The sequence below is a fragment of the Paenibacillus sp. FSL H8-0048 genome, assembly GCF_038002825.1.
Classification (GTDB): domain Bacteria; phylum Bacillota; class Bacilli; order Paenibacillales; family Paenibacillaceae; genus Paenibacillus_AQ.
The window spans coordinates 4,335,804-4,358,427 of record NZ_JBBODF010000001.1 but is presented as its reverse complement, the minus strand read 5'-3'; the positions used below and the strand labels follow the sequence as shown (position 1 = coordinate 4,358,427).

The following is a 22,624-nucleotide window of genomic DNA, read 5'->3' as shown; positions in this document are numbered from 1 at the left end:
ATATTTGAATGGGAGTATGGTGTTGATAAGATTAAGAGGAAGGAGGGGTGCACGATGAGTATGAAGCAATGGTCTGAAGATACGATATTCTACGATTTAAACGGTGATTGGTCTATTCGAAGAGCAGAGCCCAAGGAGTGGGGCGTATATTGCTCCGTCTACTATAACATGGAGTATAACGGTTTTTTTAGAGAGGAAAGCTATGCGAATCCGCGCAGAAATGCCTTTTGGATATACAAGGGGGAGAGCAAAATCGGCGGAGTCCGGATGTCACCCAATGTGATCTACCATCTCTTTGTAATCCCGCCATTTAACGATACATTCAGAGTGCTCAAGCAGCTTAAAAAGCTGTTGATCGAGTGGTCTGACCGGAAGGAGCCCATACGAGCCTATGAAATTCTGCCGGATCAGGTTCAGCTGTATGCCCGGGCAGGCTTTTGGCCGGATGAGTTCAGATGCCGCTGGATGCAGCGGCCTACAGAATATTTCCAAGTGAATTGGGAGGATAATCTGAGGATTGAGAGTCCTGAAGTGGAGGTAACCGAGGCAGGGGGCAAACGGTTCATCCTTGCAGAAGAGATTGCCCGCTGTGATTTTGAGAGCTTTCGAGGCGGACTGGATGCAACCCGGAGGAAGCAATTTGCTTTAGAAGATTTTGTACCCGGTGAAGATCCTAATTACTCCAATGAAATATTGACGCAGGCTTCCACGTTGGTATTCGATAACGCGACTGATCAGCTCATTGCCAATTGCAGGTTGTGTCTACAGGACGGCGTGGCCGCAGTCTATAGCATTGGCGTTAATCCTGCTTATCGTGGGAGAAGACTGGCTACACGCATGCTGCAAAGAGCCCTCACCACTCTGAAGGGTTCTTATCCGCTGCTGAGATTGTATGTAATGGAAGGAAATGATGCGGAATCTATGTACTACAATCTCGGGTTCATGCCCGGGGTGCAGGAGATTCAGAAGATTTATATTTCGTTGGATTAACCGAAATAAGCGATCCGCAGGATCAGCCAAGGCACCCTTAGGGGTGTCTTTTTTAATTATAAATAGGAATGATAGCAAAAAGTGAAAGGGAATTCGCAATTATGCAATGGTATTTGTCACAAAAAAGGAGGATTGTAGAGTTAATGTAGAGGACTGTCGGATACTATTAGGAACTAAGAGATTATTATACACAACCTGCCGGTATCCGTATCTTACGATTTGGTGAACGCCTGCATAGGAAGGGAGGAATTTACAGGTAACAGGCAAGCGGTCTATGAACAATAGGAAGTGTCGGCTGATCCCATACAAGTCCCATTAGATGAGGAGTACACAAAAAGATGACAACATCGAAGAAATGGAATAAAGGATGGTCACGCACTCTGGCCGCCTCTTTATCAATTGCGCTGGTCACCGCCAACTTTGCGGTGCTTGGGCCAGTGGCCCATGCGGCTGTAGCGGAGAATGATGGTTCGGAACAAATTTTCACTTCGGATAAGTACCGGAGCTTCACCAAGGATGGCGGAGCAGTAAAATTAACCTTCCCGGAGCTCTTTATCACCGCAGATGCGGGTGAAATGATGACAGGGGCTACGGTTGTCATTAACGGATATAAAGCGGGCGATCAGATGACATTCGCCACATCCGGTACAGGAATTACAGTAGCGACTAGCGGGGGCAACGGAGCCTATATCTTAACAGGCAACGCGGCGGTTGAAGTCTATCAGCAGGTATTGGAGAATGCCCAATTTACGATGACCACTTCCGGTGAACGTAGTCTGACCTTTGGTCTTGGCCCTGTTCTTGCCTTTAATAAGAATGGTCACTTCTATGAGTATGTTACAGATCCAAGCGTGAAGTGGACGGATGCCCGGGTGAAGGCCGAACAGCGGACCTATTATGGCCGCCAAGGGTATCTGGCGACGATTACCGGCCCGGATGAGAACGCTTTTATTGCGGAGAAGGCTAGAGGGATTGGTTGGGTTGGCGGGAAAGATGTAGCTCGTTCCGAGGATATGAACGGAAGGGCCAATACACGTGTGTTCGCCTTGCAGAACAACAAATACAATGGTTATGGCGATTGGCGCTGGGTAACCGGACCTGAAGGAAAGCTGCAGTACGAAGGCAAATCCGGGCTTCCTTTCTATAAGGGGTACAACGCTAATGGTGGAAGAAATGATTCTGCCACAGTGACGGATCTTACTTATGGGATTGGTACTAACCATATCATGCATAACAACTGGGATGCAGGAGAGCCGAATGACTCTACCTACGAACATGTGGTGCACATCTTTGCAAGCGGAAAGTGGAATGACTATCCAATAGATAACAGGGTTGATGCTTATCTTGTGGAATATGGTGGTATGCCAGGCGATGCGAACTCCAGTATTAGTACTACTATAACATTAGTAGACAAAACCCCGCTGAAGCAGGACAACGATACAGCAGAGGGTTATCTCGGTCTGGAGCCGCAGGTCTATACGAAGGCTTCTCTGGCAGTGCTCAAGGATGCATCGGATGCAGCCAAGGCGGTCCTTGATGATGACCATGCTTCCCCTGAAGAGGTTGAGGCCGCCCGCAAGGGTCTGGCGGATGCCATTGCCGGATTGGTGAAGCAGCCGCCAGTGGCTGATAGCGCAAGCTATACAGAGGGCAGCAACAACCAGGTATCCATTAAGTTCGACAAGCCGGTTAAGTTCAATGATGGCGATGCTGACCCTACGGATGACTTCAGAGTGACACTGGACGGAAAAGTGGTGGATGTTACGAACGCTGTAGTATCCGACCAAGATCCTAGTGTCATCATTCTGACCCTGGCCAGCCCGTTGTCCAATGACCCTGTGGTTCGAATCGAATATGATGCCGCAGAGTCGGCAATTCAGGCTCAGACTTCCGGGAAGGAGCCAGTGTCCGACTTTACGCTTATTGCGAACGGACCGTTCGGGGATTCCTTGGAAATTGAAACGCCTGCTAAGGGAACCGAGGTATATGGAGCAGATCTGCCGCTTCCTGTAACTGGACAAGCTGCACTTGATTCGGTGGTTACGGCTGCTGTATATAAAGTGGACGTCCACCCGAATGCACATCTGTTCGATCTTGAGGTAGGCATTACCGTAACCGATGATGTCTATAAGTGGGACACCAAGCTGCCGGGACCGCTGGCACCGGGCTCCTACCATGTGGCGGTGACTTCGACCAAAACATTCGGCGATGAAGTAAGAACAGAAACGAAGCTGGTGCCGTTCACTGTACCACAGCTGGAATTGACCCATGTGGCGGTAAACGAAGGCCAGCCGGATCACGCTGTATTGACATTCAATCAGCCGGTTGGCTCTGCGTTGACCGATGGGGATTTCACCGGGCTGACCATCGATGGCCGGAAGGTTATTGCTGTGAAGTCGGTGCAGGGCGATAAAGTGGAAGTCGTTCTGGAGGAAGCGCTTGGTCCGGATGATGCATTGATCGTAGGGTACGATCCTGCTGCCGGTAATGTTACGGCTGAAGGCAACGTCCTGAATGAATTGAAGCCGATTCAGGCCGGTGAGCAGTCCGGCATTACGAAAGATAACAATGTGATTCCGCTTCAGCTCGTTGCTGCTTATCCCGAAGCAGGGCAGCTCAAGCTGGTGTTCAATAAGCCGATCAACGATCTGACCGATCTGGCCGGGTTCACTTACGGCGGCGTGCCGCTTAAGGAGCCTTTTGAAATCAACGGCAATGAACTGATTGTGTCCATTCCTTCTGATTCTAAGGGTGGCCTGCTCAGTTACGACCCAGAACACGGAAGTGTGACCGAGAATGGAAATAAGCATAACCCGCTTACGGGATTGCAGCCGGGGATTGATCTCGGCGGAGACGGCAAATATATCGCAGACGGCGGCAAGCTGCCGGAGAACGGGCTGGGATTGAGTGCCGGGGATAAGCCGGTATCCTTAAGTCCGGGCTTCCAGCCCGACGTACCAAGCGGCTATCTGGCAACCGTACCTAATGAGACGGATTCCATCGCCCTGAATCTTGCTCCGGCAGGAGATAAGGATAGACTACGCAAGGTAACCCTGAATGGGGTAGAGGTTCCTGACGGCGACTGGAGTAAGCTGCCGCTTCAGGAAGGGCTGAATACCATCCAGGTGGATATTGTGGATGCGAAGAACCCGGGCATTAAGCTTGGACAATATCAAATTCAGGTCATCCGCGCCAGCGGGAAGCTGGTTTCGCTTGAGCCTTCCAGCGGCACCCTACAGCCGGAGTTCAAGCCTGAAACTGACAAGTATGAAGCAACTGTTAGCAACAGTGTGTATGAGATTTCCCTTAAGCCGTTTACCCTGGACCCAGGGGCTGTAGTAACGCTCAGCATTGCGGGCGAAGCTCCTGTACAGGTGAAGAGCGGCGACTGGAGCGCAGCTCTCCCGCTGAAGGTAGGGAAGAATGAGGTTGTTGTCACCGTCAAGGATTCCGCAGGCGGAACGAACACCTACACCGTAACTATCACCAGACAAGAGCCTGCTCCATCAGGCGGAGGTTCCGCTCCGGCGCCAGCAGCGCCTGAAACATCCAAGACCGAAGTGATTCAGGTGGATGTGGCCATCGGCGGAGCCAATGCGGCGGGTATCACGAAAGTGCCGGTTCAGCGCACCACTCAGAGCAATGGCACAATCACCGATCTGGTCCGCTTCACCAAGGATAAGGCTGAAGAAGCGGTGAAGAAGGCGAAAGAGACGGGACAAAGCATTGCCCGTGTAGTCATCCCGGATGCGGCGGACAATGTCAGCGAAGTGAATGTCCAGATTCCGGCGGAGACCGCCAAATTGCTGAAAGAGAACGGAATTATACTGGAAATCTATACGGAGAACGCGATTGTGCGTGTTCCGAACGAATCGCTGGAAGGCATCGGACAAGACTTCTATTTCCGGCTGGTGCCGGTGAGAAATGCAACAGAGCGGAATGAAATCGAGAAGAGAGCCACACTCGAAGCTGTGGTCCGTGAAGTGGCCAAGGATAACAAAATTGAAGTGGTCGCCAGACCGATGACCATCGAGACGAACCTGTCCAGCCGGGCGGTAACCCTGATTCTGCCGCTAAGAGATGTGAAGCTGCCTGCGAATGAAGCGGCGCGTAATGCATTCCTGGCACAGCTCGGTATCTTCATTGAACATACCGACGGCACGAAAGAGGTTGTCAAAGGCAAAGCGGTTACCTATAAAGAGGGACTGCTTGGACTGGAATTCTCGGTAAGCAAATTTAGTACCTTTACGATTATCAACTTCAATAATCAGTCGCCTGCTACGCATGTATCCTATATCGTTGGCTTCCCGGATGGTGAATTCAAGCCGGATGAGCGGGTAACGCGCTCGCAGATGGCACTCATGATTGCCCGGAATCTGGGCTACAATGCAAGTGCGGCTGTAGGCAATCCTCCCTTCCCGGATGTGGCTGTCCGTCATTATGCAGCGGGAGCTATCGCCTTCGTGAGCGCACAAGGCGTGATGAAGGGCGATCCAACCGGAAAGTTCCGGGGGGCTGCTCCGATTACGAGAGCGGAAATGGCCGCAGCTGCTGCCAACTACCTGAAGCTTGCCGTACCGGCAGACGGTGCATCCAGCTTCAATGATATAACCGGGCATTGGGCACAAGGTGTAATTGCAGCCAACGTGTCGGCAGGCTTGCTCAAGGGCTACCCGGACGGCAGCTTCAAGCCGAATGCTTATCTGACCCGTGCGGAAGCTGTAGTCATTGTTAATCAGATGTTCGGCCGCGGCCCGCTCCATGGAGCAGATGCGGTGAAATTCCCGGATGTCTCCAAGAATCATTGGGCCTACCTGGATATCCAGGAGGCTGTCATCGACCATCAGTACCGGATCGACAGTGAACAGAAGGAACAACGGGTTACAGAATAAATGGATAGGGGTTGGAGGAGAGATCATTCTCCTCCAACCCCTAAATCATTAAATTTGAAGTATAATGGTTATAACACTGTACCGATTTCCAGTTGCGAAGGAGATCCGAATGAGAGCAATCCTGATTGACGATGAAGAATTGGCACTTAAGGCTTTGGAACGCCAATTGCATGCGCTTGGGTGTTTTGAGATTATCGGCAAATATACCGATCCGCTGCAAGGACAGCAAAAGGTGGAGGAGACCGGGACCGATATTGTGTTTCTCGATATCCATTTACCGGAGCTGAGCGGGATTGAGCTGGCGGAACGGCTGTTGGAACGCAGGCCCGATCTGCAGGTTGTATTCGTAACGGCATATGATAAGTATGCGATCAAGGCTTTTGAGCTGAATGCCCTGGACTATTTGCTTAAGCCGATTCATATGGACCGCCTGAAGCTTACAGTTCGAAGATTGAATGCTCAGCAGCAGCCTGGCCTGGCAGCCCGGGCGGCTTCAGCGCAGACAAGCTGGAGGATGCTAATGCTCGATGCCTTCCGGATCTATGAAGGCGCGCAGGAGCTTGCACCGCTGCAATGGAGAACGGCGAAGGCGCAGGAAATCTTCTTTTATCTGCTGCATCATCGCGGCAAAGTGGTCAGTAAAGCTACCCTGATTGAGCTGCTGTGGGCTGATTTTGATCCGAACAGGGCCTATCCGCAGTTATATACCGCTGTGTACCATATCCGCAAAATGCTGGAGCCCTTCAGCAGAGAACGGATTCTCCTGCAAAATACGGCGGACGGCTATCTGCTCAAGCTGGATGGCATCTGCCTGGACGTTGATGAGTTTGACCGCTTTATCCAAGCGGGGGTAGAGCTAGCGAATGATACACTGCCTGAATATGAACGAATCCTGAAGCTGTTCAAAAGCGAATATCTGGAGGGGTACGATTATGTGTGGGCGGAGCTTGAACGGCAGAGATTTCAGCTGCAGTGGATTCGGCTCAAGCTGAATCTGGTCCGCTGGTATATGGGCGAAGCAGAATATGAACAGGCCTTCAAGCATATTGAACAGGTATGCACCCGCTATCCGTTAGAGGAGCAGGCGCAATTATTGTACATGCAAATATCGGACAGAATGGGCTTTCATTTTCTCGTGCAAAGACAATATGTCATGCTGGAAACGGCCATGGAAGCAGAGGTTGCTGAGAAGCCGAGCCGGGAGATTGTCAAATGGTATAGGGATTGGGACAACAAGCGTCAAAAAGGGTGAGTCCGTGGATTCATCCTTTTTGCCCTATCTAAATTATGATATATTTAATCTTGAATGAACTTGTTCTGCAAAGACCCGACGAAGGAGCACCCCATGACCCAATTTGTCTACAAGCAGATTATTGCTGATCTCAAAACGAAGATCTTTGCCGGGCAGTACGCCGATATGAAGCTGCCGGATGAGCGCAGTCTCAGCGAGGCGTATCAGGTTAGCCGCAGTACCATCAAGCGTGCGCTGATGAAGATGGAGAGCTCGGGAATTATTTTCAAGAAACGCGGCTCCGGCACCTTCATCAATCCGTTATACATAAAGAACGATTCGATCTTCAACTACGAGGGCTCTAACCTGGGGGTGTCGGATAATTTCCAGATGCACGGCAAGAAGCCGGAGATCAAGGTGCTGAGCTTCGAGGTCATCCGCCCCACGGAGGAGCTTCAGCGGGATTTGTTCCTGATGCCCCATGATTTCGTGTATAAGATCGTGCGTCTGCGCCTGTTCGAAGGTGCGCCCTTCATGATTGAGACGGGATATATTCCGATCAAAATTGTGCAAAATCTCGACCAGACGATTATCGAGGGCTCGATTTTTCATTATCTGGAGGAGTCGCGCAATCTGGCGGTGACCAAATCCTTTTTGTCTATTTTTGCCGAGCCTTCTCTGCCGAATGACCAGGAGCTGCTCCATCTGAAGGAGAATGAACCCGTTGGGATCATGGAGGGGATCTTCTTCCTGGATAACGGCACGCCGTTTGAATTCTCGCACATGCGCTTCCATTATGAGTATCTGAAGTTCAATACGTTCGTGTCTGTGCATTGACGGATGGACGGCGTAAACAGCATAACTGAGGTATAGCAGGCCGGGAGGAGTCCCGGTCTTTTTGTGTTTTTTATAGATAACAAATTAATCCATAATTATAAAAATGATCATCTTTTTGTGCTTGATTTGCAGCGAATTTCATACTATGTTCAAAATTTCACAATATTGGACCGTATTAATTTCTAAAAAGATTGAATTTCTGAAATGCCGATGTATGATGTAACTGTAGAAGTGATACATTCAATTTACAAAGAAAAAGATTAGGGAGTGGAAGACATGGGATTAACAATCGAACAGGTGGATTATTCCTCCAAAACGTATCTGGCAAAGCTTGACGCTTACTGGCGCGCAACGAACTACATCTCCGTAGGCCAGCTTTATTTGAAGGATAATCCGTTGTTAAGAGAACCGTTGAAGGATGCAGACGTTAAAGTGAAGCCGATCGGACACTGGGGCACCATCCCTGGGCAGAACTTTATCTATGCGCATCTGAACCGTGTAATCACTAAATATGATCTCAACATGTTCTATATTGAAGGCCCGGGCCATGGCGGTCAGGTGATGGTGTCGAACTCTTATCTGGACGGAAGCTACACCGAAATCTACCCGCAGATCACTCAGGATATCCCTGGTCTGAAAAAGCTGTTCAAGCAGTTCTCTTTCCCTGGCGGTGTTGCCTCCCATGCTGCTCCTGAAACACCTGGATCGATTCACGAAGGCGGCGAGCTGGGTTATTCCCTGTCGCACAGCGTGGGTTCGATTCTGGATAATCCTGACCTGATCTCCGCAGTAGTTGTAGGTGACGGAGAAGCAGAGACCGGCCCGCTGGCCGCTTCCTGGCTGTCCAACCGGTTCATCAACCCGATTACAGACGGTGCTGTATTGCCGATTCTGCATTTGAACGGCTTCAAGATCAGCAACCCGACCATCCTGTCCCGGATGAGCAGAGAAGAATTGACCGCCTATTTCGCCGGAAACGGATGGGAAGCCTTCTTCGTAGAAGGCGAGAACCCGGATCTGATGCACCCGGAAATGGCTAAAGTGCTGGATACGATCGTAGAGCGCATTGCCGCCATTCAGAAGAATGCCCGCGAGAATAACGATACTGCACGCCCTGTATGGCCAATGCTGGTCTTCCGTACGCCTAAGGGCTGGACGGGTCCAAAAGCATGGGACGGCGTGCCGAATGAAGGCTCCTTCCGTGCCCACCAGGTGCCGATTCCGGTTGACCAAAAGAACATGAAGCATGCTCCGGCCTTGCTTGAATGGCTGAACAGCTACAGACCTGAAGAACTGTTCGACGAGAACGGCCGCCTGAACGCAGATCTGGCTGAAATTCTGCCAACCGGCGACAGACGTATGGGCATGAACCCGGTAACCAATGCCGGCAAGCTGATTAAAGACCTGCACAAGCCGAACTTCCGCAACTACACTCTCGATAATTCTGCTCCAGGCCAAGTGATTGCGCAGGATATGGCCGTGCTGGGGAAATACCTGAAAGAGGTTGTTACCCTCAACGAAGAGAACCGCAACTTCCGTATTTTCGGACCGGATGAGACTATGTCTAACCGACTGGGACCTGTATTCGAAGTGACCAAGCGCCAATGGATGGATGCCATTCAGGAACCGCAGGATGAATTCCTTGCTCCATACGGCCGTGTCATTGACTCCCAGCTGTCTGAGCATCAAGCTGAAGGGATTCTGGAAGGTTATGTCCTGACTGGACGCCACGGTTTCTTCGCCAGCTATGAAGCCTTCCTGCGCGTGGTCGATTCGATGATTACTCAGCACTTCAAGTGGCTGCGCAAGGCAACAGATCAGACCTGGAGAGAAGATATTCCTTCACTGAATGTGATTGCCACATCGACAGTGTTCCAACAGGACCATAATGGCTATACCCACCAAGATCCGGGTCTGCTTGGCCATCTGGCTGACAAGAAGCCTGAGTTCATCCGTGAGTATCTGCCGTCTGATGCGAACAGCCTGCTGGCTGTGTTCGACAAGATCCTGAATGACCGCCAGAAGATCAACCTGATCGTATCCTCCAAGCATCCGCGTCCGCAGTGGTTCTCGGCAGACGAAGCGCAGGAGCTGGTGGACAAAGGCCTCAAGATCATTGACTGGGCCAGCACCGACAAGGGCGGAGAGCCGGATCTCGTCATCGCTTCTTCCGGTACTGAGCCTACAATGGAAGCACTGGCTGCCATCTCGATCCTGCATGAGAAGCTGCCTGAGCTGAAGATCCGTTACATCAACGTGGTCGATCTGCTGAAGCTGAGAAGCCAGAAGCTTGATCCGCGAGGCTTGTCTGACGAGGAGTTTGATCAATTTTTCACAAAAGATAAACCGGTCATCTTCGCCTTCCACGGCTATGAAGGCCTGATCAAAGACCTGTTCTTCGACCGCCACAACCATAACCTGCATGTGCATGGCTACCGCGAGAATGGCGACATCACTACACCGTTCGATATGCGTGTACTCAACCAGATGGACCGCTTCGACCTCACGAAGGAAGCTGTGCTGAGCCTGCCGGATGCAAGCAAATACCAGGCTATCGCTGACGAGATGGATGCCATTGTGCAGAAGCATCACGCGTACATCCGCGAAGAAGGCATCGACCTTCCAGAGGTGGAGAACTGGGTATGGAAGGCTTTGAACTAAGGGCAGGATGATAGTGTTATTTCATTAATAATATAGTAAGCTTCAATCAGGGAGCGCTCCGGGGTCAGATAATGGCTGCGGGGCGCTTTTTGTGTCCGGTGAATGGAGTTGGATTATGGTCTCCAGGACCTCCGGGATCGATGAGTTCTCCCGCGGCAATGCCTTCTTCCGCTGCCCCGCGGTAAGTACAGGCACACCGCCCCTGTCATTCATCTCCACCATATGCTTCCAGTAGCGCTTCGGCATTAGTGAGGAACGCAGCCGGTCGCTCTTGCGCTCCTTGATGCCGATGGCATGGTAGAAGCCAGTCCATAAGCGGCGGTACGCTTCCTCCGTCTCATCGGGCTCAGGCGGGGCCCACCCGCTTAAGGGCACGATGGCCTCCCGTCCGGGCTCATGAATCAGCGCCGCCCCGTGGGTCTGGTCGTAGATCATGAAGCTCTCCCCCTGGAACCGGTCGCAAAAATGCTCCTGAATTACAGGCAGCACATAACCTTGCGGCTCAATGACTGCGGCCATGACCGGGCCGTATACAGAGAAGCGGACGAATCCCGTGTACAGATGTGCTTCATGGCGGAGCTGCTGAACGGCCTTCATCAGACTATTAACAGTATCATCGGCCAGCATATTCATTACCTTGCGGCCATGCTTGAAGCCGAGATACAGGAAATTCAGCAGCAGCATTTCCTTGTCGGGGGCGCAGCTCCAGAAGCCCAGGCGCACCAGCTCCTCGGCTTCGCGGCTGATCCGCAGCGGCAGGGACTTCAGTACCCGTGCGGCCTTGTCCTTGTCGGTCTCAATCCACTTGGCTTCCAGCAGCAGGCCAATTTCTCCGCCCTCAGCATGAATCGCCAGCGGAATCTCCTTCCAGGCATAGCTCTCAAATACACAGCACAGCAGCCCCTCGAAGCTGCCGTCATAGGTATACGCGAGGGCGGACGGCTTGAACATCAGGCCTTCGCCCCCTTATTGATGCTGTTCCAGTCACCGGCGGCGGGCAAGGTGGAGAGGTTAAAGTCATCGAACAGCGTGAGCTGTTCCACCTGCGGTTGCTGGAGCGCGAACTGCTCCCCGGACATGAGTGAGCGAAGCAGCGTATGTTCGCTTACCTTCAGTCCCTCCAGCGGCTTATCCTTGCAGGTGATGAAGAACTGGGCGCGCTTCAGAACCACTCCCAGCTTCTTCAGCGCATGGAAATCAAGCGATCCGGCCCGTCTGGCCTTTACGATCCGCTGTGCACTTCTTACGCCAATGCCGGGTACACGCAGCAGCATTTCGTACGGAGCGCGGTTGATCTCAACGGGGAACTGCTCCCGGTGGTTAACAGCCCAGCTGCATTTGGGGTCCAGCAGCGGGTTGAAGTTCGGTACGGCCTCATCCAATAATTCATTCGCCTTGAAGCCGTAGAAGCGCAGGAGCCAATCGGCTTGATAGAGCCGATGTTCCCGCAGCAGCGGCGGCTTGGTGTCCAGAGCGGGCAGGAGGGAATCCTCCACAACCGGGGTATAGGCAGAGAAGAAGACGCGCTTGAGCGAGTATTTGCGGTATAGGCCTTCCGTCAGATTAAGGATCTGGTAATCCGTATCGGGTGTTGCCCCCACGATCATCTGGGTGCTCTGTCCGGCCGGAGCGAAGCGGGGTGCGTGATTATACCGGACGATATCGGAGCGGTTCTCCTTGATCCGGCTGCTAATCAGCCCCATCGGCTTCAGGATGGATACCTTGCTCTTATCGGGAGCAAGCCGTCCTAGGCTTTCCTGCGAGGGCAGCTCAATATTGACGCTCATGCGGTCGGCGAGCAGCCCCAGTCTGGACAGCAGGGCTTCGTCTGCTCCAGGGATGGCTTTTACATGAATATAACCGTTGAAATGATAGACATTGCGCAGCAGCTCAAGTACAGCAATTAACTGCTCGGTGGTGTAGTCCGGACTGCGCATAATGCCTGAGCTAAGGAATAGTCCTTCTATATAATTACGGCGGTAGAATTGCATGGTGATATCTGCGATCTCTTCGGGGGTGAAGGCCGCCCGGCGGATGGGGTTGGACTTGCGATTGATGCAGTACGCACAATCATACACACAGCCGTTGGTCATAAGTACCTTGAGGAGCGAAATACAGCGGCCGTCCGCCGCGAAGCTGTGACAGATGCCCATCGCGGAGGTGTTGCCCAGTGCCCCGGCCTGACCCTTGCGGTCCGAACCGCTTGAAGTGCACGCCACATCGTATTTGGCTGAAGCGGTCAGAATCTCTAGTTTCTCCATTACATCCACGGTCTCAATCCCCCTCATATGTGAGCATTATATACCGAACGTACGTTCTTGTCAAAAGCACAAACTACCTCACTGGCCGCCTGCAAAATGTATGCGCATTCCTTCTTGTGCTATAATAGAAATTGATGGTTCATGGAATGAGGAATCATACGGTTATTGAAAATCGGGTTAGGAGTGTTGCTGAAGTGAGAGGATATAACATATGGCGGCCCATCATGCTGATTGCGGTTGCGCTGCTGACAAGACAGTTAGTGACAAGTGTGTGCCTGATGTTCGGTATGTCGCAGGAATCGGCAGGCAGTGTAGCCATGCTGGGCATGATCGTTGCCGCTCTTATTATGTACAACCGCATGATGAAGGGCCGCCGCCGCAGATAAAATAAATAGAAGATCCGGACGTATCTATTCAGGCGGAACGGATTGCATAGGAACAGGCTTGAGAGACGCCCGCACAGGTGTCTTTTTATTTTAGAGCGGTGCTTGAATAATATGGCTGGAGCTTATATTCTTAGAAGGATATGCTATATGAAGGACCATACAGATTCAAGGTAACGTACATCCTTGCGGGGAAGGCGATGTCTATAGAATCAACCCACAGCATGGGAAACGAACATACAGGAGGAAACCAATTGAGTACACAGAACATTGGAGTGCCGTTAGAGGGTTTTGCAGAATTTAGCCGGACGGTAGCCGCAGAAGGTGCGGTACTGCTGAAGAATGAGGGACAGGTGCTTCCGCTGGGTAACGGTGAGAGCGTGGCTGTTTTTGGCAGAATACAGGTGAATTACTACCGCAGCGGTACAGGATCGGGCGGTAGCGTTCACGTTGCATATACGACGAACCTGCTGGATGGACTGCGCAGCAAGAAGAACATTAGCGTGAATGAAGAGCTGGCTGCAGCCTACGAGGCCTGGATCGGGCTGAACCCGTTCGATGACGGCGGCAAGGTATGGGCTGCGGAGCCGTGGAACCAGAAGGAAATGCCGCTTACGGACGAGCTGGTGAAGCAGGCAAGAAGCCAGTCAGCCAAAGCGGTTGTGGTTATTGGACGTACGGCGGGCGAGGATCAGGATAATGCCGATACCGCAGGCAGCTACCGGCTGACGGAAGATGAGAAGACGATGCTTGTCGCGGTTACGGCTCATTTTGAACAGACGATTGTGGTGCTCAATGTGTCCAATATCATGGATATGAGCTGGGTAAATGACGCTGCTTATGTGAATTCTATCTCTGCTGTGATCTATTCCTGGCATGGGGGCATGGAGGGCGGTCACGCGATTGCCGATGTTCTGGCGGGAGAGGTTACGCCAAGCGGCAAGCTGACGGATACCATTGCCTATTCCATTGATGATTACCCGTCGACCCGCAACTACGGTAACGAGTTCAAGAACCTGTACGAGGAAGATATCTATGTAGGCTACCGTTATTTCGAGACCTTCTACCCGGATAAGGTTCAGTATGAATTCGGCTACGGGATCTCGTATACGACCTTCAAGCTGGAGCCGGAGGAAGCGAAGCTGGTGGACCAGGCGGGCGAGCCGCAGATTGAAATCGGCGTCACTGTAACGAATACGGGAGCCGTATACGCCGGTAAAGAAGTCGTGCAGGTGTATTATGAAGCGCCGCAGGGACAGCTGGGTCAGCCGGCCAAAGCTCTGGCAGCCTTCGCTAAGACCAAGCTGCTGGAGCCGGGTGAGTCCCAGCGCCTTACTGTGAGCTTCCCGCTCCATTCCATGGCTTCCTATGATGACGCCGGAGTGACCGGGCATGCTTCTGCTTATGTACTGGAAGCCGGTACCTACCGCTTCTATGCAGGCACCAGTGTCAAAGCAGTGTCAGCAGTGCTTCTGGATGGACAAGAAGGCTATGTGCTGGAAGAGCTTAAGATCGTGGAACAGCTGGAAGAAGCGATGGCACCTACCGAGAGCTTCATGCGGATGAAGCCGGGTGCCCGCAAGGCAGACGGTTCGTATGAGCTTGTCTCCTCCGAGGTGCCTACACGCAAGGTTGATCTGGCGGAGCGGATTGAACGCAATCTCCCGCAGACTCTCGAGCAGACCGGCAATCAGGGATATACCCTGAGAGATGTCCATGACGCAAAAGTCAGCATGAGCACGTTCATTGCCCAGCTAAGCGACCAAGACCTGGCGGCGATTGTCCGGGGCGAAGGGATGAGCAGCCCGCTGGTCACTCCGGGTACGGCTTCGGCGTTCGGGGGCGTCAGCGACAGTCTGTTCAGCTATGGCATTCCGGTTGCAGCTACAGCGGACGGCCCATCCGGTATCCGTATGGACAGTGGAGCGAAGGCTACACAGGTATCGATTGGCACCCTGCTTGCCGCTACATGGAATGCAGAGCTGGTGGAAGCCCTGTATGTCATGGAAGGCCAGGAATTATTGCGCAACCAGGTGGATGCGCTGCTGGGACCGGGACTGAATATCCGGCGCAGCCCGCTGAACGGGCGCAACTTCGAATATTTCTCCGAAGACCCGCTGATTTCGGGAATCTTCGCTGCCGCATGCACACGCGGAATTATGAAGGGCGGCTCTAATGCGACGCTGAAGCATTTTGCCTGCAACAATCAGGAGAAGCACCGCAGTAAGGTCGATGCTGTCGTATCGGAACGCGCGCTTCGTGAGATCTATCTGAAGGGCTTCGAAATCGCAGTCAAGCAGGGCGGAGCCAACTCGATCATGACCTCCTATAACCCGGTGAACGGGCATTGGGCGGCTTCCAACTATGACCTCAACACCACGCTGCTCCGCGGCGAATGGGGCTTCCGGGGGATTGTCATGACCGACTGGTGGGCCATCATGAATGATGTGGTGAACGGAGGACCGGCAGACCGTAAGAATACGAACTGGATGGTCCGCGCCCAGAACGATCTGTACATGGTTGTTAGTAACTATGGGGCAGAGGTTAACGCTTACGATGACAATACAATCGCATCTCTGGAGAATGGCACGCTTACCCGCGGGGAGCTTCAACGCTGCGCGATTAACATCTGTGAATTCATTATGAAGGCTCCGGTATTCTCCAGAGAGCACGAGATTATTGAAGCGGTTGATACGTTCAAGGCTAATCCGGCAATCGGAGCCGAGCAGGTGCACGTGCTGAGCCAGAACGCACAGGTAACCCCTGCGGTGTCCGGGCCGACCTACATTCAGGCAGACGAGGCGGGCCAGTACCGCATTATTGTCAGCATCATGTCTCCTGAGCCTGAGCTTGCACAGAGCGCCTGCAACCTGACGCTGAATGGACAAGCGGTAACCACCATTCAGACGAACGGAACGGAAGGCCGGTGGATCAGACAGAAGCTGGTCAAGGTTGAGCTGGAAGCCGGACGGTATGAGCTGAAGCTGGACTTCGTCAAGCCCGGCCTGCAGATTGAATGGATTGAATTCAAGCAGGTATAGCATCAGCAGTATTAATAGCAATAGTATCAAGGCACCCTTCGGGGTGTCTTTTTTGCAATATAAGAATTTACATGTTCCGCCTGATTCCGCATACCCGCAGGGCCGCCGAATAAAATAGAGATAAAACGGCTACTATGAAGGGATGGCAGGAACGTATGCAAATACATGTAGTGCAGCCGGGCCAGACGCTGTATGGCATTGCGCAGGCCTACGGAATCAGCACAGATACGATAACTGAGGCGAATGAGCTCTCTGCGCCGGGAAGGCTGGTGGCAGGGCAGGCGCTGGTAATCCCGATTGCCGGGCAATACTATTGGGTGCAGCCGGGCGACAGCTACTATAGCATTGCCAAGCGGTTCGGCCTGAAGGCAAGCGGGCTGGCGGAGGTGAACGGGCTGACGCTGAATCAGCCGCTGCAGGCCGGTCTCCGGCTGTACCTTCCTCCCGGACCGAAGCGGCAGGCGGAAGTGAACGCTTATGTGGAGCCCCGGGGGGAGAGTGTCTCCCAGCCGCTGCAGAATGCTGCCCGTGAGGCTGCTCCTGAGCTGACGTATCTCGCACCGTTCAGCTTCCGGATCAAGCGGGACGGAACACTGGTGCCACCGCCGCTGGACGGCCTCGCTTCCATTGCCGCAGAGCATCAGGTGACGCTGATGATGGTCGTGACGAATCTGGAGGATGCCCAGTTCAGCTCGGAGCTCGGGCGCATCATTCTGAATGATCAGGAGGTCCAGGACCGTCTGCTTGAGAACATCATCGCTGAAGCGAAGCGGCTGAACTTCCGGGATATTCACTTTGATCTGGAGTTTCTCCGGCCGGAGGACCGTGAAGCATACAATACTTTTCTGCGGAAAGCGGCAGATGTCATTCATAAGGAGGGCTTCCTGCTATCCACCGCCCTTGCCCCCAAGACGAGCGCGTCACAGGTTGGGGCCTGGTATACGGCGCATGACTATAAGGTTCACGGTGAGGTGGCTGACTTCGTCATTATTATGACGTATGAATGGGGCTACAGCGGGGGACCGGCGATGCCTGTCTCGCCCATCGGGCCTGTCCGTCAGGTGCTGAACTATGCAGCAAGTGAGATGCCCGCCGGTAAAATCATGATGGGCCAGAACCTGTACGGTTATGATTGGACGCTGCCTTTTGTAGCAGGGGGGCAATATGCGAAAGCGCTCAGTCCGCAGGCAGCCATTGATTTGGCCAGGAACAGGAATGCAGCCATTCAATATGACTATAAAGCCCAGGCGCCGCATTTCAATTACACCGATGATGAGGGGCGGCAGCATAAGGTATGGTTTGAGGATGCCCGCTCGATTCAGGCCAAGTTCGATCTGATCAAGGAGCTCGGGCTGCGGGGCATCAGCTACTGGAAGCTGGGCCTGCCTTTTCCGCAGAATTGGCTGCTGCTTACGGATAACTTCAAGGTGGTCAAAAAATAAACCGGAGACCTTGCGGCCAGCGGCGGCGTAAGAAGCTCCACACCAAAACGGATGTGCCCATCGAAGTGGCGGCACATCCGTTTTTTAAGAATATACGTATTAGCCCATTAAGCCCTTGAGCCCGCCCAGAAAAGGCCGGATCGACTTGATCATATTGTAGCCCATCTTCATCACCGGCATCGCCTTCTGCACCATTCCGAACATGCCCATGAACCGTCCCAGTCCTCCGATACCGGCAGCCCCGCCGCCTCCGCCCATCAGCGAGCCGAGTAGAGGCATGAAGCCGGATACCTCTGCTCTGCGCGCAGCTGAAGAGGATTTGCGTTTCGAAGGTGGCCCCTTACGCGTGCCGGGTCTGGACAGAATCACCGCCTCCTGGTTCAGGTCTGTAATCCACCCTACGTAGGATCGCCCATTATGCAAAGTGATGCAGACCGGCTGGCCTTTCAGCTGCTGTGCCCGCTTGCGGAGCTTTGTTGAATTTGCCATTCGTCATTCACCTCACTGTTCTATTTACTCTATTTTACTCAGAACCTGAGGGGCGGCTTGTGCGGGTATGGAGTTCTGCGGATTATTTTTGAACAACCCGGGGCTGTCTTTGGGAGCAGGATAGCGTACTATTAGTAGGTAGGTGGGATTATATTACAATAGTCATTCTATGATTAGGGGGAGAACCGTTTGACCGATATCGGGAAGTTAGCGGCGTTCATCTGCGCCCGTAATACAGGAGACCAGCAGTGCGGGTATGTAGGCAGTACGCTGGAGGATGTTATGCATGACCTTAGTGACGGTACGGAGGAAGCCAGTCTGGTGCTGTATGAAGGAGAACGTATTACTGGCGCGATTATCCTGGACATCTATGACGTTGGAGGCGGGCGCAAGGATATTGAGGTATGGGGACCTTATTATTCAGCTCATCCAGAAGAAGAGCTCCGGCGCTTATTCAACTACCTGAGTAAGACTGCTCAAGCTGGAGCTATAAGGTATGTCCATCTTTTTATTAGCGGTGATAATACTGCGCTCATTGAATATGTTGCCCGCTATCGGGCTGAGAAGGTGAGCACACATTACCATTACTCGGTCGCTATGGCATCTGCGCCTGACAGCAGCCGTCACATGCACCCAGGCCTGTCCGTGCTGCCCGTCACAGAGCCTGCCTCCAGGTGGACCGGGCAGATTCTCGATCTGCATAATCAGCAATTTCAAGGCGCAATTCTCACCCCGGAGGAGATTACTGCAGAGATAGAAGACAGCAGCAACAGTGAATATGACGTTCACGCTGTCCTTAACGAGGGCCGGTTCACCGGATACATAATTGTTAGAAGAAATGCACGGACCGGCACCCTTCATCTGGAGTACCTGTGTATCCGGCCCGAAGAGAGAAGCCGGGGCATAGGCAGGCATCTGATTGCCTGTCTGGCAGAGAAGTATAAATTGCTGGGCTATTCGGGTATCAGCTTGGTTGTCAGCGAGGAGAATACAGCCGCCATCCGCTTCTACGACAAGAACGGGTTCACCAGGGACCGGATCATGAAGCATATCCTTATTGGGGGCGGGATGTTCTGAAAATATACAAATTGTGAATTTAAATGAATGGTAGTGAAATATTTTACAGTGAAAAAAAGGGAAACGGATATGCATGTAGAATTACCCTGAAGTACTGGGTTTAAAGTGAAAAAAAACATGACTTTAGTCCCGGTTCTAATTCTATTGGGGAGTGACCTAATCTCTTGGCTATCCATCGTTTATTAAGAAATACTTGCTTCATCGTCTTATTATTTATTCTTCTACCCTTTACACGGAGTTACGCCGAGGCCGGACAAATGGCAGACATCAAAGGACACTGGGCGGAATCGGATATTCAAGAATGGCTGGATCAAGGGCTCATTACCGGCTATCCCGATCATACCTTCCGGCCGGGGGCTGAAGTATCCAGAGGTGAGTTCGTAGCGCTAGTGAACAGAGCGTATAAGTATTCGGATACGAAAGCTATCAGCTTCAAGGATCTGAAGCCGGCGAATTTTGCGTACATAGAAGTACAGAAGGCTACCGCTCAAGGATATATCAGCGGATTCAGCGACAATACCTTCCGTCCTGACAAGCCAATCACAAGGCAGGAAACTGCAGTGATCCTATCCAGAATATTAGGCTTTGACAGTACAGGGGCAACGGCTTCGGTCTCTGCACAGGACGCGAATCTTATCCCTGCCTGGAGCAAACCCGCTGTCCAGTATCTTCTGGATCAGGGGATCATGAGCAAGAATGCGGATGGAGCCTTCCAGCCTCAGCGCAATATGACCCGTGCAGAGACTGTAGTGGTCATTAAGAAGGCGCTGGCTCTGAGTACAGTGGTCTATGATCAGGCGGGTGCTTTTGGAAAGGATGCAGTTAGTACTGTACACCATAATGTAAGAATTACAGCTTCCAATGTCACGCTCCGCAATATGCATATCCGGGGTGACCTCGTCATTGCTAAAGAGGTGGCCGATGGGAACGCCTACCTTGAACAAGTTCAAGTAGACGGTGTAACCCGTATCGAAGGCGGAGGCAGCAACAGTATTCATATCCGGAACAGCAAACTAAACACAGTATCTGTGAATAGACTGAATAATGCGGTGAGAGTTGTAGCTGAGGGTTCAAGCTCGGTGCAGGAAGTACAGATTCTATCCAGCGCGGTTATTGAGGAGAAGGATCTTGCCGGCGACGGTTTTGTGAATGTAACCGTGCTTCCTAATACCCAAGAATCGTCATCAGAGCGCACAGTGGTGCTTGCCGGAGACTTTAAGAAGGTTGCTGTAGGCGGCAGCCTCAAAGAATTCAATGTTCGCTCAGGCAGCGTAGCTAATCTGCTTATCCAAGAAAACCTGGTCATCCCTACTCTGAATTTCAGCAAGAATGTTGTTATTGAGCAGCTGGAAATGAAGAGTAAGCTGACAATCTCCGGCGAGGGACAAGTCAAAGGCGTTGTGTTGTCGGAGGGCGTACCGGACCCTAAGCTGTCAAAAGAACAAACGCCTGCTGTACCTGCAACTGGCGGCGGTGGAGGCTCCTCTAATCCTGGTCCGGGCGGAGGCAGTGGCGGTGGTTCTCCTGATCCGGGTACCGGCGGCGGCAACGGTTCTACTCCTGTACCGGCGCTGGCTGTAACGGGAATTACCGCAGCAAACGGCATGATAGAAGCCCAATTTAACCGGAACCTGGACAGCCTGCCGGATGCTGCTGATTTCTCCGTTCTCGAACAGGTTAATCATGGCGAAGTCCATAAGGTTGAGGTAACTTTGGTTACGCTCCTTGACAATAAAGCAGCAACAGTAAGGCTCACAATTCCTTCAATAGCGAATAGTGAGACTGAGCAACTGGCGGTATACTCCGTATCTTATAAGGGTGGAAGCCCTGTATTATCTGGAGCGATTACTGTGCCTAAAGCTAATGTAAACGTAACTGGGCGTTTGTTTGTTCAGCCTTATACGAAGGATAAGCCGGTTCCTGCCTACAACCTTCGTATCTATTTAAGAGGAGTGCAGGATACTCGGGGGACTTATACGGCTATCGTTGAAAAAGGCGGAGAGTTTACTTTTGAAAATGTGGTGCCGGGTACTTATGCAGTATTTATGCCGCTTTCTACGTACAACTATTATTCAGATGAATTTACTGTGAAAGCAGGTGAAAATCTGGTTCTGCCAGATTTCACGATCATAGAGAATCCGCCTGAAATACAGGTTGAACAAATTACTTATACGGATATCCCTTATATCAACGGAAGGATTATGAACGTTTATGATTCCTTCAGTGTGAAAATTGAGCTTGAGAACGGGGAACAGTTGAACAGTCCTGCCGAAAAATACAGAGTGTACTTTAATATTAATCTATTTGAATTTAACCCGGACCTGCACCTGAAGGCTAATGATAAATTATTTGTGACCGTGTACACGGATCGCGGCTGGTCCAGCCAGCGGTTTGAGGTGAAGGTCGTCGAACGGCCGCAGACTAAGGCGCCTGTAGTAACCAGCGTAGTGTATGACGATACCAATAGGATCAAAGGCACCATAGAAGAACCTTATGCTGATATTACATTAACCAGGGAAGATGGAACAATAATTGGGATAGCTAATAGCTATGGTAGCATGTTTGATATCTACCTTAGTAATTCTAATTCCCCGCTTTTCCATGTTGGTGAGAAGCTGAAGGTTTATGCTCAGGCGAGAGATAAAAGAAAGAGTGAGCCTGTCTACATCACTGTCGCAGTACCTACGGCTGTAACAGCACAACCGGTTGTTACGAAAGTTGTGTATGAATATGATTGGGAAATCTATGGCACAGCCGAAGGATACTCAGACATCGTTGTCACACGTGCGGACGGAACCATTTTGGGGCAGGCAAAAAACTTTGGCCCATCCGCCGGATATTTTTGGATGTCACTTGATTCACAACTTGTTGCCGGAGAGACTCTATATGTAACCGCCAAGGGATACGAGAAGCTCCCTAGCAAGCCTGTTGAGGTTGTAGTAGCCAGCAAACCAGTTACTCCGACACCTAAAGTGGTTGGTGTGGTTTATGGTGATAGTACGAAGATAGAAGTATATGTCCCTGGTCTATCCGGCGAAGCGCATTTCTTTCTTAAGACTAAGGATGGAAATGTAATTGGAGAATTTTATATGGCCGGTGAGCGGGCTTCCTACGAAGTTATAGAATTTAAACTTACTCCTAATGTGCAATATCAAGCGACGGTTGTTGGCCCACTAATGAGAGAGAGCGAACCTTTCTTCTTCACAGTGATAGACCGGACCAAAGCGACCGAATAATGAAGCAATTATAGTGAAAAATCTAAAGGACACCTGCGGGTGTCCTTTTTTCGTGTACGCGGTGCTGCTGCCTGTTCCACAATA

General features: G+C 51.8%; 13 protein-coding genes. 10 read left to right on the top strand and 3 right to left on the bottom strand.

Annotated features, from left to right (window positions below):
• Positions 1–54: 54 nt before the first annotated feature.
• The 5 genes from NSU18_RS18445 (at position 55) to NSU18_RS18425 (ending at position 10,611) form a co-directional block, all read left to right on the top strand.
• A complete protein-coding gene (locus NSU18_RS18445) occupies positions 55–990 on the top strand; it encodes a GNAT family N-acetyltransferase (protein WP_341149742.1) in 936 nt (311 codons plus the stop codon).
• A 338-nt stretch (positions 991–1,328) separates the two neighbouring features.
• Positions 1,329–5,882, top strand: coding sequence for an S-layer homology domain-containing protein (locus NSU18_RS18440; RefSeq protein ID WP_341149741.1), 4,554 nt, complete (start codon positions 1,329–1,331; stop codon positions 5,880–5,882).
• 109 nt (positions 5,883–5,991) lie between these two features.
• Entirely contained in the window at positions 5,992–7,134 is a 1,143-nt protein-coding gene (locus tag NSU18_RS18435; RefSeq protein WP_341015238.1) for a response regulator, read from the top strand.
• Between the two features lie 93 nt (positions 7,135–7,227).
• Positions 7,228–7,950, top strand: a complete 723-nt coding sequence (locus NSU18_RS18430; protein WP_036691306.1) for a GntR family transcriptional regulator — start codon at positions 7,228–7,230, stop codon at positions 7,948–7,950.
• 276 nt (positions 7,951–8,226) lie between these two features.
• Entirely contained in the window at positions 8,227–10,611 is a 2,385-nt protein-coding gene (locus NSU18_RS18425) for a phosphoketolase family protein (protein WP_341149740.1), read from the top strand.
• Positions 10,612–10,653: 42 nt separating this feature from the next.
• Here the strand turns inward: NSU18_RS18425 and NSU18_RS18420 are convergent, their stop codons facing one another.
• Both NSU18_RS18420 and NSU18_RS18415 read right to left on the bottom strand, forming a co-directional pair.
• Positions 10,654–11,562 carry a TIGR03915 family putative DNA repair protein gene (locus tag NSU18_RS18420; protein WP_341149739.1) on the bottom strand — a complete coding sequence of 303 codons (909 nt, stop codon included), beginning with the start codon at positions 11,560–11,562 and terminating at the stop codon, positions 10,654–10,656.
• Positions 11,562–12,872, bottom strand: a complete 1,311-nt coding sequence (locus tag NSU18_RS18415; protein WP_341149738.1) for a putative DNA modification/repair radical SAM protein — start codon at positions 12,870–12,872, stop codon at positions 11,562–11,564. Before NSU18_RS18415 ends, NSU18_RS18420 begins: the two co-directional genes overlap by 1 nt.
• Before the next feature lie 194 nt (positions 12,873–13,066).
• On the opposite strand from NSU18_RS18415, the gene NSU18_RS18410 reads away from it, so the two are divergent.
• The 3 genes from NSU18_RS18410 to NSU18_RS18400 all read left to right on the top strand — a co-directional run bounded on the left by NSU18_RS18410 (position 13,067) and on the right by NSU18_RS18400 (position 17,738).
• A complete protein-coding gene (locus tag NSU18_RS18410; protein WP_036691301.1) occupies positions 13,067–13,258 on the top strand; it encodes a hypothetical protein in 192 nt (63 codons plus the stop codon).
• 251 nt (positions 13,259–13,509) lie between these two features.
• Positions 13,510–16,296 (top strand): glycoside hydrolase family 3 C-terminal domain-containing protein, encoded by a 2,787-nt coding sequence (locus tag NSU18_RS18405; protein ID WP_341149737.1) that lies wholly within the window; start codon positions 13,510–13,512, stop codon positions 16,294–16,296.
• A 155-nt stretch (positions 16,297–16,451) separates the two neighbouring features.
• The gene (locus tag NSU18_RS18400) at positions 16,452–17,738 is read left to right on the top strand and encodes a glycoside hydrolase family 18 protein (RefSeq protein ID WP_341015232.1); all 1,287 of its coding nucleotides are present in this window, start codon (positions 16,452–16,454) and stop codon (positions 17,736–17,738) included.
• Between the two features lie 99 nt (positions 17,739–17,837).
• On the opposite strand, the gene NSU18_RS18395 is transcribed toward NSU18_RS18400, so the two are convergent.
• The gene (locus tag NSU18_RS18395; protein ID WP_341015230.1) at positions 17,838–18,227 is read right to left on the bottom strand and encodes a hypothetical protein; all 390 of its coding nucleotides are present in this window, start codon (positions 18,225–18,227) and stop codon (positions 17,838–17,840) included.
• Positions 18,228–18,416: 189 nt separating this feature from the next.
• Here NSU18_RS18395 and NSU18_RS18390 point away from each other — a divergent pair, with 189 nt between their 5' ends.
• Positions 18,417–19,304, top strand: coding sequence for a GNAT family N-acetyltransferase (locus NSU18_RS18390; protein ID WP_341149736.1), 888 nt, complete (start codon positions 18,417–18,419; stop codon positions 19,302–19,304).
• Between the two features lie 257 nt (positions 19,305–19,561).
• Positions 19,562–22,540, top strand: a complete 2,979-nt coding sequence (locus NSU18_RS18385; RefSeq protein ID WP_341149735.1) for an S-layer homology domain-containing protein — start codon at positions 19,562–19,564, stop codon at positions 22,538–22,540.
• Positions 22,541–22,624: the final 84 nt, after the last annotated feature.

Excerpts from the sequence above, each read along its gene's own strand:
- NSU18_RS18445 (WP_341149742.1), top strand. The coding sequence starts at position 55 with ATGAGTATGAAGCAATGGTCTGAAGATACGATATTCTACGATTTAAAC.
- NSU18_RS18440 (WP_341149741.1), top strand. The coding sequence starts at position 1,329 with ATGACAACATCGAAGAAATGGAATAAAGGATGGTCACGCACTCTGGCC.
- NSU18_RS18435 (WP_341015238.1), top strand. The coding sequence starts at position 5,992 with ATGAGAGCAATCCTGATTGACGATGAAGAATTGGCACTTAAGGCTTTG.
- NSU18_RS18430 (WP_036691306.1), top strand. The coding sequence starts at position 7,228 with ATGACCCAATTTGTCTACAAGCAGATTATTGCTGATCTCAAAACGAAG.
- NSU18_RS18425 (WP_341149740.1), top strand. The coding sequence starts at position 8,227 with ATGGGATTAACAATCGAACAGGTGGATTATTCCTCCAAAACGTATCTG.
- NSU18_RS18420 (WP_341149739.1), bottom strand. The coding sequence starts at position 11,562 with ATGTTCAAGCCGTCCGCCCTCGCGTATACCTATGACGGCAGCTTCGAG.
- NSU18_RS18415 (WP_341149738.1), bottom strand. The coding sequence starts at position 12,872 with ATGGAGAAACTAGAGATTCTGACCGCTTCAGCCAAATACGATGTGGCG.
- NSU18_RS18400 (WP_341015232.1), top strand. The coding sequence starts at position 16,452 with ATGCAAATACATGTAGTGCAGCCGGGCCAGACGCTGTATGGCATTGCG.
- NSU18_RS18395 (WP_341015230.1), bottom strand. The coding sequence starts at position 18,227 with ATGGCAAATTCAACAAAGCTCCGCAAGCGGGCACAGCAGCTGAAAGGC.
- NSU18_RS18385 (WP_341149735.1), top strand. The coding sequence starts at position 19,562 with ATGGCAGACATCAAAGGACACTGGGCGGAATCGGATATTCAAGAATGG.